This window comes from Symmachiella macrocystis (assembly GCF_007860075.1).
GTDB classification, from domain to species: domain Bacteria; phylum Planctomycetota; class Planctomycetia; order Planctomycetales; family Planctomycetaceae; genus Symmachiella; species Symmachiella macrocystis.
Window position 1 is genome coordinate 193726 of record NZ_SJPP01000003.1, and the last position, 13817, is coordinate 207542.

General features: G+C 55.6%; 11 protein-coding genes. 6 read left to right on the forward strand and 5 right to left on the reverse strand.

What is annotated here, in order from left to right; genetic code table 11:
* Nucleotides 1–509 precede the first annotated feature (509 nt).
* Both CA54_RS24210 and CA54_RS24215 read right to left on the reverse strand, forming a co-directional pair.
* The gene (locus tag CA54_RS24210) at nucleotides 510–1640 is read right to left on the reverse strand and encodes an alpha/beta hydrolase (RefSeq protein ID WP_146373586.1); all 1131 of its coding nucleotides are present in this window, start codon (nucleotides 1638–1640) and stop codon (nucleotides 510–512) included.
* Nucleotides 1641–1714: 74 nt separating this feature from the next.
* Complete coding sequence (locus CA54_RS24215; protein ID WP_146373587.1) at nucleotides 1715–1927, reverse strand: hypothetical protein; 213 nt, start codon at nucleotides 1925–1927, stop codon at nucleotides 1715–1717.
* A 137-nt stretch (nucleotides 1928–2064) separates the two neighbouring features.
* Between CA54_RS24215 and CA54_RS24220 the strand changes: the two genes are divergently transcribed.
* The 4 genes from CA54_RS24220 to CA54_RS24235 all read left to right on the forward strand — a co-directional run bounded on the left by CA54_RS24220 (nucleotide 2065) and on the right by CA54_RS24235 (nucleotide 7983).
* Nucleotides 2065–2829, forward strand: a complete 765-nt coding sequence (locus tag CA54_RS24220; RefSeq protein WP_146373588.1) for a phytanoyl-CoA dioxygenase family protein — start codon at nucleotides 2065–2067, stop codon at nucleotides 2827–2829.
* 22 nt (nucleotides 2830–2851) lie between these two features.
* Nucleotides 2852–3778, forward strand: a complete 927-nt coding sequence (locus tag CA54_RS24225) for a sugar phosphate isomerase/epimerase family protein (RefSeq protein ID WP_146373589.1) — start codon at nucleotides 2852–2854, stop codon at nucleotides 3776–3778.
* Between the two features lie 198 nt (nucleotides 3779–3976).
* On the forward strand, nucleotides 3977–6433 hold the full coding sequence (locus CA54_RS24230) for a c-type cytochrome (protein ID WP_146373590.1): 2457 nt from the start codon (nucleotides 3977–3979) through the stop codon (nucleotides 6431–6433).
* Entirely contained in the window at nucleotides 6427–7983 is a 1557-nt protein-coding gene (locus CA54_RS24235; protein ID WP_197532789.1) for a DUF7133 domain-containing protein, read from the forward strand. The genes CA54_RS24230 and CA54_RS24235 overlap by 7 nt, the downstream gene beginning before the upstream one ends.
* A 144-nt stretch (nucleotides 7984–8127) precedes the next feature.
* Here CA54_RS24235 and CA54_RS24240 read toward each other — a convergent pair whose 3' ends face one another.
* On the reverse strand, nucleotides 8128–8907 hold the full coding sequence (locus CA54_RS24240) for a phosphodiesterase (RefSeq protein WP_197532790.1): 780 nt from the start codon (nucleotides 8905–8907) through the stop codon (nucleotides 8128–8130).
* Nucleotides 8908–9107: 200 nt separating this feature from the next.
* On the opposite strand from CA54_RS24240, the gene CA54_RS24245 reads away from it, so the two are divergent.
* Complete coding sequence (locus tag CA54_RS24245; RefSeq protein WP_146373592.1) at nucleotides 9108–10118, forward strand: CoA transferase subunit A; 1011 nt, start codon at nucleotides 9108–9110, stop codon at nucleotides 10116–10118.
* Nucleotides 10119–10224: 106 nt separating this feature from the next.
* On the forward strand, nucleotides 10225–11469 hold the full coding sequence (locus tag CA54_RS24250; protein ID WP_146373593.1) for a glycosyltransferase family 2 protein: 1245 nt from the start codon (nucleotides 10225–10227) through the stop codon (nucleotides 11467–11469).
* Between the two features lie 12 nt (nucleotides 11470–11481).
* On the opposite strand, the gene CA54_RS24255 is transcribed toward CA54_RS24250, so the two are convergent.
* Both CA54_RS24255 and CA54_RS24260 read right to left on the reverse strand, forming a co-directional pair.
* Nucleotides 11482–12327 (reverse strand): alpha/beta fold hydrolase, encoded by an 846-nt coding sequence (locus CA54_RS24255; protein WP_146373594.1) that lies wholly within the window; start codon nucleotides 12325–12327, stop codon nucleotides 11482–11484.
* A 48-nt stretch (nucleotides 12328–12375) separates the two neighbouring features.
* Complete coding sequence (locus CA54_RS24260) at nucleotides 12376–13806, reverse strand: DUF1501 domain-containing protein (protein WP_146373595.1); 1431 nt, start codon at nucleotides 13804–13806, stop codon at nucleotides 12376–12378.
* Nucleotides 13807–13817: the final 11 nt, after the last annotated feature.

The window sequence follows — 13817 nt, forward strand, 5'->3', positions numbered from 1 at the left end:
CCTACACAAAGGTGCGATCGATGGTGAAACCCCCAATCATATTATACGAGAATGGCAACGTAGAATTTTTTGGCAATCTCAGCGATGTCATTTGTTATGTCGAGCCCATAGATATTTTGAATCATGAGTACGTAATCTATGATTCCGAGGGGCGCATAATCACTCTCGAAGTGGTTAACGACCGTTCTGCGTATGGTTATTACAATTTAGAGCGAGTTGTTTTAAAATCAGAAGGCGAATTACTTCCGAAACAATTACGGGAGAATTTAATACCGTTTTTCGCGAGAGTACTCAAGGATGAGGGGATGTCATCAAAACCTCTGGAGGAGCTCATTCACATTGGAATCGACTTTTTCGGCGTTGACTGTGAGTAAGCAAGTAGGTCAGGCAGCCGCCTGACGCCCCCACCAAACGGCGTTGTATTGTAATCATCCATAGCGTTGGTGGTTTGTTTCAATTGCCTCCAAAGCGAACTCTGATGCGCGTCAGGCGGCTGCCTGACCTACTTGCTACTCCCCAAAATGTGCCGCTAAAAACTCCAACGTCTTATAATTCGACCAAGCATGCGGCCCATCAAAGAAATCGGCGTCGATGCGGTCTCCGTAGCCCAGCAATTTGTAGACGCGTTGCAGTTTTGCGAACCCTTCTCGCGCCTCTGCCACGGGAAAGATCGGGTCGTGGATGCCGTTGATTAGCAGCACCGGGCGCGGGGCGTAGCTGGCGACGACTTCGGTCATGTCGCCATATTGCATCACACCTGGGAGGCAGTTGCAGATGCAGTGCGGCATGGCAAAGATCGAGGTGCGGTAGGAGGAAAATGCGCCGGCGATCATGGCCAGTTTTACCCGCTCATCTAAAATCGGCAGATAGGTCGCCAACGTTCCCCCGCCCGATAATCCTGCGACGCCGATTCGCTCGCCGTCGACTTCGTCGCGGGTTTGCAAAAAGTCGATCACCCGCATCGCATCCCAACACCGTAGGCCTTGCGGCGTCATGCCCATTAGTAGCGTGTTCATCGTCACCTGACGACAACTCCGCTGGACGTGCTTGACCCCGGGATCTTGGTCGCCGTGCGTCTCGTTCCACCCTCGTACAACGATTGCCGCGGTCACGTATCCATGCTCGGCCAAATACACCGCATAGTCGAGTGACAACTCTGCAGTCTTCTTCCGCTCTTTGTCATCCTGCCCTTCGCGAATGTAGGGATAGATCCCACTATGCCCATGCAGGCAGACGATCGCCGGTGTCTTCTCGGCAATATCGTGCGGGACAAAATAATAGACCGGCACCCAATACGATTCTTCGGAACGGACATAGATTTTATGCCGCGTGAACTTGTCGAACTTTTCCTCAGACTCCCATTTCACTTCTAGCGGTACGCGCTGCGGCATGCGGCCTAACAGTTGGACCATCTTATCGTGGAATTTCGCCTGCCACGCCTCATGCTCGGCGACCGTCGTCGCTTCCCACTGCATGCTTGGCTGGTTTGATTTCCCGAGTTGTTCGAAGTTCTCGTTGATTTTTTGTTGAACGACGGTCTCAGCGGCCGGTTCGTCAGCGGACGCGATGGTGGTTAACAACCCGACAATGATCGCCGGTACAACCAAAGTGTAGTAGCGACGAAGCACTCGTATGTTCATGAAACAGGTCTCGCAACATTTCGCAAAAAACAAGGATCTCTTCTCGAGTATCGTAATTCCTAGGTGCATTACAGTTATTTTCGGTCTTGCGTCAACCATAACAAAAACGCGTTGGCGATTGAGGCGACGGCACCGAAAAAGACGCGAGTCTCCATGTCGCGAATCGGTATCAGCCAACCGGGACCGAAGACTGCTAACGGTAAACTGATCCACATGCCCAACGTACACAGCCCATGAATGATTTGAATTCCCCGCGGTTTCTCCGGTCCGGAATTGGTTTTTGACATCGTGAAGTTCGCTGTTTGCAAAAACCGGCACGTTGAGGGAATTGTCATCGGGTGCGTGTCTGGGCTATCATAGTTTCTTCCAGAGAATCCTTCCACAAACCGCCGTACGTCGCAATACAACTAGCGGAGCCGACATCGTGACAGCGCCCACCACGAGTACAATTACTGACGCCCACCGGCAGCAATATCTGGACGAAGGTTACTTCATCCTCGAAAACGTGATACCCGAGGAACACCTGAAAATCCTCCGTGACTCCTGCGACCACTTGATCGCGCTGATGCATGAGGAGATGGACCGGCTTGGCACCGATCACATTCACATCAGCCATCGCGGCAAACGGTATCACATTGCCAAACAATACGACCAACCGCTGCAGTTGTCGGAATACGTCTTCAGTGACCTGATGGCCGACGTCTGCCGGGCGACGATTGGTGAGACCGCGTATTTGTTTTACGATCAATACGTCGTCAAAGCGGCGGAGCAAGGGATTAAATTTTCCTGGCACCAGGATGGCGGCTATCTCGGATTTCCGCACCGACCTTACGTCACTGTCTGGGCGGCGGTCGACGACATGACGTTGGAAAACGGCACGGCCTACGTGATGCCCTATTCCACGGTCGGCATTCGTTCGCTGGTCGAACACATTCGCGATCCCGAAACGGGTGACAAGGTCGGCTACTTCGGCAAAGAACCGGGCATCCCCGCTGTCGTCCCCGCCGGAAGTTTAGCGGTTTTCAGCTCACTATCGTTTCATCGCAGTGGATCGAACACCACCGACCGTTTGCGCCGCGCCTATGTCACACAATATTCGCCTGAGCCACTTTATCGCCCCGAAACCGAAGAACTGATGCACCTCGGCGTACCGTTTTTAGAAAACGGCAATCGTCTGCGCCGCAGCTAAATAGAAGCTAAAGGAACTCACCATGACAACTCATTCCAACGCGCTCACCCGCCGACAATTCAACAGTCTGCTCGGTGCCTCCGCTGCCGGTCTAGCCTGCGCCCCGCTGGCAAGCGCCGCCGAAAAACCGCTCAAGTTGCGGTACATCGTTGGCTCCTCAATGTATGGCTACACGAAACTAGCTGAGATCCTGCCCGAGGTCCGCAAGACGGGTGCCACGGCGATCGACATTTGGCCCAAGCGGCACGGCGATCAGCGTGAACAACTCGATGAATTGGGCGAAGAGAAATTCGTTGAATTGCTCAAACAAAATAATGTGACCTTGGGTTGCATCACCCAATACCCACTCGGCCCGTTCGGCTTGCAGGACGAAATGCGACTCGCGTCGCGACTCGGTTGCCCGACGATGGTCACTGGCGGCAGCGGCCCGAAGGACCTCAAGGGAAGTGAACTTAAGGCAGCGGTTGGTGCGTTCGTGGAAAAAATGAAACCACATCTCGCCGTGGCCGAGGAAACCGGCGTCACGATCGCGATTGAGAATCACGCCAACAACCTCATCGACTCTCCCGATTCGTTGAAATGGCTGATTGAATTGCGTCCGAGCAAACATCTGGCGGTCGCGTTGGCCCCCTACCATCTGCCACAAGATGAAAAGTTGCTGGCCGATTTGATCCGCACACTGGGCAACGGCATCGCTATGTTTTATGCCTGGGAGCACGGCATGGGCTGCATGACGAAACTGCCTAAAGAACAAGAGTTGATGCAAATGCCGGGTCGAGGTCCACTCGACTTCGCCCCATTGATGGCGGCCGTCAAATCGATCGACTATCAAGGTTGGACAGAGATCTTCATGCACCCGGTCCCGCGTGGAATCCCGATTTTAGAGACCACCACCGAAGTGACGGCCGAAATCAACCGCGCACGGGATTATCTGGCGAAGTTGCTGTAACGACCATCTGAATCGAAGGTGAATCGAGGGTGCCACTGGCGGCTTGTCCACCAGTGCAAGCCGTGCGACTCGCAAGTCCACTGCTGGACAATACAAAAGTCTCCCCCGATCGTCGCGGTCCACTGGCGGCTCCTCGAGCGCTACGCCCTCCCGGATTAGCCAATCAATCTCTCTAAAGTTATCACGGCGGAATTGCATATGCGAAACTCACGGACCGTTTTCGTTGCGATGACGGCGTTCGTTCTCACGACTGCGACAGTATACTGCCATGCTGCTGATCCGGATTCACCGGCTCCGCCATTCGTTGCGGGGTTTGATCGCTTTGCGCGACACGGTGACATCACTCCACTGACCGCTAGCCAGCTATTGTTCAGCGAACTCAGCTGCACCGCTTGCCATGCTGCGACAGAAAACCATCTAAAACCCAAGCGCGGCCCGCGACTCAACGGTGTTGCGGATCGCATTGATCCGGATTGGATCAAACGCTTCCTCGCCGCCCCCCATACGGTCAAACCGGGAACGACGATGCCCGATGTTCTAGCGGGACTGAATCAAGCGGACAAACAACAGGCGATCGCCGCACTGTCCACCTATCTGGCGACGCAACACCAAGCGTTTCCGGAAATCAAAGCCGGAGGCGGCAATCCGGTTCCGCACGAGTTTTGGATTAAGGGAAACGCGCAGCGCGGCAAACAATTGTATCACCAGGTGGGTTGCGTTGCCTGCCATCAACCCGATGCGGACTATGAAGTCGCCGAAATCAAACCCTCTGCCATTGATGAAATCCTCGACCAACTCGATCCCGAAGAATTGGCCGAACTCGGACTAGCGTCTGCCGCACGCCGCATCGCATCGGTTCCACACGGCAATCTGCCGGTGAAGTATACTTCGAAATCGTTGTCGTTCTTCCTACTCAACCCCGAAGCCCTTCGCCCGAGCGGTCGCATGCCGAGTCTGAAATTACAAGCCGTCGAGGCGGCTGATATTGCTGCCTATCTTCTCAAGGACCAAGACGAACTCGATCCACCAACACCGCCTGTGGAGGATCCCCAGTTGATCGCCGAGGGGCGTCGATTGTTTCGCGAGTTCCGTTGCGTGAATTGCCATGACACAAATGATAAAGCCGACCGCAATCCCGCCAAACCGCTGGCGAAGCTCCATCGTGGAGCCGACCACTCCTGTATCGTCGCGCCGCGGAATGGAAAGTCGCATTTCGATCTTGGGACCCGGCAGAATGGTATCCCACATTATGCTGTCGACCCTCCACAAGCCGCCGCCATTCACGAGGTCCTTGCGTCTGGCAACACCGCAGCTACCGACCCTTTGCAGTTGGCGATGCTACAACTGAACTGCTATGCCTGCCACGATCGCAACGAACAAGGGGGCGTCGGTCGTTTTCGCAAACCGTATTTCGAAACCGTCGGACATGTCGATCTGGGAGACGAAGGCCGCCTGCCGCCACCATTGACGGGCGTCGGCCGCAAATTGCGGCAAGACTGGATGAAGAAAGTTCTCAGTGGCAACGGCGACGTACGGTCGCACATGCACATTCGCATGCCGAAGTTCCCAGCAGGAGTTGTAAAGTCGCTCCCGGCACAGTTCGCCCGCGCTGATGATGCAAAACCATCGTCCGAAAAAGAAGCCTTTGGACCGCCACAAGACGTCGCCGAAGCGGGCCGCCGTTTAATGGATATCGGCTGCGTACAGTGCCATCAATTTCGTGGTGAAACCTTGCCGGGAACCGTCGGCACCGACTTGTCAGGGGTTACCGCGCGTGTCGATCCTCAGTGGTTTTACGAATTCTTATTGAATCCCGGCGAGTTGAAAAACCGCACGCGCATGCCAACTTTTTTCCCAGGCGGCACCAGCCAAGACAAAGAGCTGCTGGGCGGCGACCCCAAACGTCAAATTGCGGCGATGTGGGCCTATTTAAAAGGTTTGGACAAACTACCGCTTCCAGAAAAAATCGTCCAAGCCCGCTCGGAGAGTTTCGAGCTCATCCCCCGCGACCGGCCCATTGTGTTGCGAACATTTATGGACGAAGCCGGTACGCACGCGATTGCGGTCGGCTTTCCCGAACAGGTCAACTTTGCGTTCGATGCGGAAACTGTCCGCCTTGCGCATGCTTGGCGGGGCGGGTTCTTGGACGCGTTGGGAACCTGGTTTATCCGCTTCGCTCCCCCCGCCCATCCGCTGGGGAATGCCTCCATGAACCTACCGGAAGGCGTGCCGCTGGCGATTCTCAAAACCGACAAACAACCCTGGCTGACCGGCGCAGCTGACGAGAATGGTTATCGTTTCGGCGGATATAAATTAGACAGCGACGGCATCCCAACGTTTCTTTATCGCTATGGGCCGTTCGATATTCAGGACCGCATTATGCCGAGCGAGGAAAAAGGTTTGCAGCGGCAATTGACGATCTTGAATCGCCATCCTGACAAATCGCCCCCACCGGTTTGGTTTCGTGCCAACCTCGGTAAAACACTCAATCAACAAGGACAGTCGGCCTACAGGAACGATCAGGGCTTAACGGTGACAATGCCGAAGGAACTGGCTGCCCAGGGCCAGATGCGCACATCCAACAAGTTATCCGAATGGATCCTCCCCATTGACGTCGTCAAGAAAACGACGATCGAGGTGCAATACGCATGGTAGTTCGACCGCTGCTATTTTTGTTCGCCGCTTTGTGTACATGCCAGTTTAACATCGCGCGCGCTGCTGACGAGAATGACTATTATCGCTTGGAAACAGTCGTCGCCTCACCGGCCGCAACGGCATCACGCTCAAAGACGTGGCGACCGGCGCCCGACGGTTTGGCGCTGGAGGTCAGCGGCATCGCCGTCCTGGACGACAAACGTGTCGCTGTCGCTATACGCAAAGGAGAAGTCTGGATTCTCGGCGGCGTCTACGACGATCCCCCCGAAAATGTCACCTACAAACGTTTTGCCTCCGCCCTGCACGAACCGTTGGGACTGCTCAAGCTGGGGGATTCGTTGTATACAACACAGCGAAGCGAGCTGACCCAACTGCGCGACAGTGATGGTGATGAGGTGGCCGACGAATATCTGACCGTCGCCAAAGGCTGGGGCGTCACCGGGCATTATCATGAGTACGCCTACGGCCCCAAACTAGACGGCGACGGCAATATGTGGGTCACGCTCAATATCGGATTGGGGCTCAAAGGAAAACAACTGCGACGCACCGTGCACGAACCAACACTCAACTTGCGACAGGGACGTTGGCGTGGTTGGGGCATGAAGATTGGCAGCGACGGTGAATTGATTCCCATCTGCGCCGGGATGCGCTCCCCCAGTGGACTGGGTGCCAATGCCGAGGGCGACATGTTCTACACCGACCAGCAGGGGAATTGGGTCGCCACGAATTCACTGCACCACATGCGTGAGGGGGTCTTTTTCCATCATGCCGAAGCGCTCGCCTCAATGAATCTTCCCGGCTCGCCGATCAGCGGGATTGAAAAAATCCCCAACGGTGTCCCTTTTCCCGAAGCCGTCCGACTGCTGCCGCAACTTCAACCGCCGGCGGTCTGGTTTCCCTACAAAAAAGCGGGGCAATCGACCACCGACATCATGCTCGATGAAAGCGACGGTAAGTTTGGGCCATTCGCGGGCCAACTTTTTATTGGCGAATTCACCCAAGCCGCCATGACTCGTGTATTTCTAGAAAAAGTCGACGGCGAATACCAAGGCGCCTGTTTCCCGTTTCGTTACGGATTCGCCTCGGCCGTCTTACGAATGGCGCAAGGCACCGATGGCAGCATGTTCGTTGGTTTAACCAATCGTGGCTGGAGTAGCCTAGGAACCGCATCCTACGGGCTACAGCGACTGATTTGGACCGGCCAAACGCCCTTCGAGATCAAAGAGATGCGTGCACGCCCCAATGGTTTTGATTTATTGTTCACCAAACCGGTCGACCGAGAAACCGCCGCCAACGTCGCGTCTTACGCTCTCAAGAGCTACACCTATCTGTATCACTCCACCTATGGCAGCGACGAAATCCAAAACAAAGACTTGACCATCACCGCCGCCCACGTCTCCGACGACGGCCTCCGCGTGCATTTGCAGGTCGAGGGTTTACGCGAACTGTTCGTGCACGAACTCATCGCCAAGGGCATCCGCAGCGCCGATGGCGAATCGTTATTGCACCCCGAAGCCTACTACACCCTCAACCGCATCCCCCAAAAATGATCTCCGGGAGGGCGAGGTTCCGCCGAGCCGCGCGCGACCAAATTGTGTGATTTGTTCCGGGGTTATGAACTTCACATCCAGCTTACCGATGCGGCTCATCATGAGCTTCGCCCTCTCGTTGGAGTGAAATTTCGGTTCGGTGGTCTATGTGGCGGGGTACTTTAACTCGGGCAAGCGGACAATGTGGGTGTGAAACTTGTCGCCGTCGAGTTCGATCACGCGGAAGCCCGGCGGTACGTTGTCGAATTGTAACTCTTCGGTGTGGGGCGCAAATTGAATCGCCGTTGCCGGTGTGGTGTGTACGGGAATCGCGCCGAAGCTTCCGCTGAACTCTTGGTGGACATGCCCACAAAATATTCCGCGAACTTGCGGCGCGGCATGCAGTACCTTTGTCAAATCGTTTGCGTTGCGAAGCATGATCCGGTCCAGCCATGTACTCTCCACAGATATCGGAGGATGGTGCATGAACAGCAGCGTTGCCTGATCGCGATGTTGAGAGAATTCATCGGCCAGCCATTGAAGTTGGTCGCCGCACAATTCGCCATGCACCGCTCCGGCAACATGCGAATCCAAACCAATCATCCGCCACCCAGCCACGTCGCACGAAAAGGTCACCGGACCGGGTGAGCCGGCGATTGTTTCAGGAAAGGCCTGTCGCATCAGGTCCGTTTCGTCATGGTTGCCGGGAATCATTACGCAGCGCGGCAATAGATCTGCCAACAATTCACGCGTCTGATGATAGGCTTCCACATCGCCATAAGCAGCAATATCGCCGCTGAGTACGAACAGATCCGCCGCCGAATAATTGGCGCGCACCAGGGTTAACAAATCCGTCAGACAGTCAGCGGTCGGGACACCCCGCAATTCGTCGGCATGATTCTTTAAAAGATGAAAATCAGATAGTTGCAGAATGTGTGTGGTCATTGCCGCGTTGTTCCAAAGAGACGTAGTGATACCCATCTATTTGTAGGACCAAAGCTCCTGATCGACAAGTTTGCTGAATCGCTACGGGGGACTATGCTTGCTTCTAAACCGTCCTATTCGTGGATTCTTAACGCCGTATTCATTACGCTGCAGGCTCACAGCGATATGGACACAATTGCGCAGCAGGCTGAATTGTAACGATGACACAAATCAATCCTCTACCGCGCGGCAATGGCCCGCTCTTCCTGGATTGCGATCCCGATGCGGCGCGGGATGCGTTTGCGGAGAAATCGAAGCAACTGCAATCTAAAGTTATGTCCGTCCCCGAAGCAGTCCGGCAATTCGTCAATGACGGCGATTACCTGGCGGCGGGCGGATTTGGCGGGGACCGCATTGCCACGGCCCTGTTGCACGAAATTGTGCGACAGCGAAAACAAGGACTAGGGTTAGCCGGGCATACAGCGACGCACGATTTTCAAATTCTGTGCGCGGGCAACCAAACCGGTCGCGGTCAACTGCTCAACCGCGTCGACGCCGCCTACATCGTTGGGCTGGAAGCACGCGGACTCTCCCCCCATGCGCGGCGGGTCGTCGAAAATGGCGAGGTGCAATTGTGCGAGTGGACAAACTACACGCTCGCCCTGCGATTCCAAGCGGCCGCCATGGGTCTGCCGTATTTGCCCGCACGAAGCATGTTGGGGACCGATACATTCCAGCAGAGCGCCGCTCAGACCATCATTTGCCCCTTCACCGGTAAAAAACTCGCCGCCATCCCCGCGCTGTGGCCGGATATCGCCGTGATTCACGTGCACGAAGCCGATTGTTATGGAAATTGCCGTATCCGCGGCACGTCGGTCACGGATTACCATCTCGCCCGCGCCGCCAAGAAATTGATCATCAGTTGCGAACGGCTGATCGATACAGAGGAGATTCGCCGCGACCCGACCGCCACGCAGATCCCGTTTTATTGCGTCGATGCGGTCTGCGAAGTCCCGTACGGCAGTTTTCCCGCCAATATGCCGTATGAATATTTTTCCGACGAAACACATCTGTGCGAATGGTTGACCACCGAACGCGATCCCCAGCAGTACCAGAAGTACCTGCATCATTATATTTTTGACGTCGCCGATTTCCACGAATACCTCTCGCGTTGCGGTGGTTTGCCCCGCTTGCAGGAGCTGAGACGCCAAGAACTGTTTCCCGCGGATTAAGCCTGGCAAACCCTCTTGACGAGATTTCTCAAAACCACAAGAATCCCGTTGAATATTCACCTGCAGCCGCTTTTTCCGACGACATTTCCCGACGAAACGGATCGCCATGGATGGCCTGTTGATCGCCTATTGCAGCCTCGCCAGTGTCGGCCTACTGGTTTGCCTGCTGACGTTGATTCAGACGTGGGAGCATCGTCGATATCACGGCAAGCGGCTCGCGGCCACCGATGAACCGTTTGCGCATCCCCCCGTCATGCTGCTTGTGCCGTGCAAGGGGGTCGATCTGGATTTCGAAAGCAACCTGCAATCGTTGTTCACGCAGGAGTATGCGAACTATCAACTTTGCTTCATCGCCGAATCAATCCACGATCCCGCGGTGGCGGTGATTGAACAATTCCAAAAGCAGTTTCCCGCAGTCCCCTGCCGAATCGAAATCGCCGGGTTGGCCAACGATTGCGGGCAAAAGGTGCACAACCTGATCGTCGCGACAACTAACATTCCCGACGACGTCGAAGTCTTGGCGTTTGCTGATTCCGATGCCTGTCCCGGCCCGCTGTGGTTGGCTCGAATGGTGCGCCGCACCGCCAATAGCCGCACCGGCGTGGTCACCGGCTACCGTTGGTTTGTGCCGGTTCGGCCGACCTTGAGCAATCTCATTGTCGCCGCCATGAACAATCAACTCGCCGGCAATTTGGGCCTGCGGCTGTTCAACCTGGTCTGGGGCGGATCGTGGGCCATGCGCAAGGAGGTGTTTGAGAGACTGAATTTCCCCCAAGCATGGCAAGGCTGCTTGAATGACGATTTGCTCGTGACCCAATCGGTCCGCAAAGCGGGGCTGAAGGTCGTCTACGAACCACACTGCCTGGTCGCCTCACCCGTCGATTTTGATTTCCCGGCGATGTTGGAATTCGCAAGGCGGCAATACTTCCAAGTCCGTATCTACACCCCTCGCTGGTGGTGGCTGGGGCTGGCTGCGGCGGCTTTGGTTAATGTGATGTATCTTGGCTCGGCCATATTGACCGTGGTCTGGGCGCTTACCGGTGGACCGTTTTGGGTTCCGCTGGCCTGTGGTGCAATCTACTATGCCTGCTCAACCATGCGAACGGCGCTACGACAGCGTACCATGCGGCCGTTTTTACAAATTGAGACGGCTACATTTCGCGAAGTCACACGTTTCGAAAGATTTGCCGCCCCGATGACGGCGTTCTTCCAATTGGTCGCCGTCGTCTCGTCGGCTGGGGGACGCCGTATCGTTTGGCGGGGCATCCGGTATTACGTCGCCGGTCCGCACGAGACACGTATCGAATTCCGACCTGAGCAGCAAATCGACGATCGAGCGAACGCCGCTTAAGGGAGGACGACTTCATTTACTTGCTCGTTTCGCTTCTTGATCGCGAATGAAGCGGTTGATTGCTTCGGCCACCCGTTGTGGATGCTGGTAGTGCAGTGAATGCGATGAATTGTCGATCCACATAAGTTCGATATTATCCCGCTCAGGAATTCGTAACGACTCGCGTGCCGGTCGTACGCGGCCGCGGTCTCCGTAGATTTCCAAAACGGGCAAGGACGTACGCTCCAAGAACGACATGCCGTCCCAGGCTTTCCACACTTTGCCAAACGACGAACGCTGTCGCTCGCTCCACTTGGCCAACACCTCCTTGCGATAGGCCGCCAACTCGGCCAACTGGTCGTCGGTCAGCGTCGCCTTCATGTCGCTGTGAAATGCGTCACGAGCAGCATGCCAGCTCGTCCAACCTTCCATCGAGATTACACCGCGCAGTTTCTCCGGCGCGCGGTGGCCGACTTCCAGGGAAATCATTCCTCCCAAGCTATGCCCGCCGATATAAAACGACTCAAGGTCCAGTTTTTCCGCCACTAACAACGCATCTTGTGCGCATTGTTCAATGGAACCATCCTGCGGCGGAGGCCAACTCCGACCCAATCCGCGGTTTTCCAGGATTAACAGATTCAGACTTTTGCTCAAATGGGGTACCAGTTTGGCAAAGACTCGGCTGTCGGAAAACGTGCCGGGGATGAGCAGCAAGGTGGGTCCATCTCCCGGCCGGTGGGCACAGCACAACTGCCCACGCTCCATCGGAATCAAACGGTCCTCAAACCCGGTCAGCCGCTTCGATTCGTCGGCGACAACCGAGGTCGCACACATCAAGATTGCCAGCACGAGACTTCCGTGACATGCATTCATTCGCATCGACAGGACCTCCGTTCCGACCGCCGGACATTGTGCCGGAGACTTTTCTCAAGAAAGGATCTTATGCACGACTTCGCCATGAACGTCGGTCAAACGGAAATCGCGCCCGCCGTATCGATAGGTCAGTTTTTCGTGATTCAGTCCTAACAGATGCAGCATCGTGGCGTGCAGATCGTGAATGTGTACCTTGTCCTCGACGGCAAAGTAACCGTAATCGTCGGTCTTGCCGTATCGCATGCCACCCTTCACACCGCCGCCGGCCAACCACATCGTATAACCTTGCGGATTGTGGTCGCGGCCGTCGCGGTCGCCTTGCGAAACCGGTGTGCGGCCGAATTCGCCGCCCCAGAGAATCAAAGTATCTTCCAGCAATCCCAACCGCTTCATATCGGCTAACAGGCCCGCGATCGGCTTATCGACTTCTAGCGCATTCCGTTGATGGTCCTTGCGTAGACCGCCGTGTTGGTCCCATTTGTAACTGTGTGAGACCTGCACGAATCGAACGCCCCGTTCAGCGAATCGCCGCGCCATCAAACATTGCCGCCCGAAATCCTCAGTCGTTTTGTCGTCGATTCCGTACAGCTTCAGGGTTTCTTCCGACTCCGAAGAGACGTCCTGCAATTCCGGAGCGGCCGTCTGCATGCGAAATGCCAGTTCGAAGGCATTGATGCGTCCCTCCAACCCCGCGTCAGGCCCCGACTCCTCCAAGCGTTTACGGTTCATCTGCTGCAAAAAGTCCAACTCCATCCGTTGCAGGTCGCGGGGAGTTTTTCCGGTGATGTAGGGAATCTTGGCGTCTTTGGATTGCGTTCCCGCATTGCCCATTGGCGTTCCTTGATAGGCGGCCGGCAAAAATGCGGAACTCCAGTTGTTCATGCCACCGTGCGTCAACGAAGGACAGACGGTCACAAAACCGGGCAGGTCTTGGTTTTCGGTTCCCAGTCCGTAGGTGATCCACGATCCCATGCTGGGACGAATGAACGTATCGGTCCCGGTATGCAATTCCAACAGCGCTCCTCCATGCCGCGAATTCGACCCGTGCATGCCGTTAATGATGCACAAATCGTCGACATGTTTGGCGACGTGTGGAAACAGCGAACTCACCCATGCGCCGGACTCCCCATGCTGGCTGAATTTCCAGGGGGATTTGAGCAGCGTGCCGGTTTGACTGGAAAAAACGCGCGGCTTATCAAACGGCAACGGCTTGTTGTCGTCTTCATCCAGTTTTGGCTTGTAGTCGAACGTATCGACCTGAGACGGCCCGCCGTGCATGAACAAAAAGATCACCCGCTTCGCACGGGCCGGGAAGTGCGGCTCCTGCGGCGACAGCGGATTTTGAGCACGATTCGCTCCTTGCGCGATTTGACCTGAACCGGCTAACAAATCGGCCAGCGCTAACATCCCGAAACCGGCCGCGGATTGCTTGAGCAAATCGCGACGGTTGATCACTGGCGTAAATTGATGACAACTTCCAGCCATGGAATACCCTT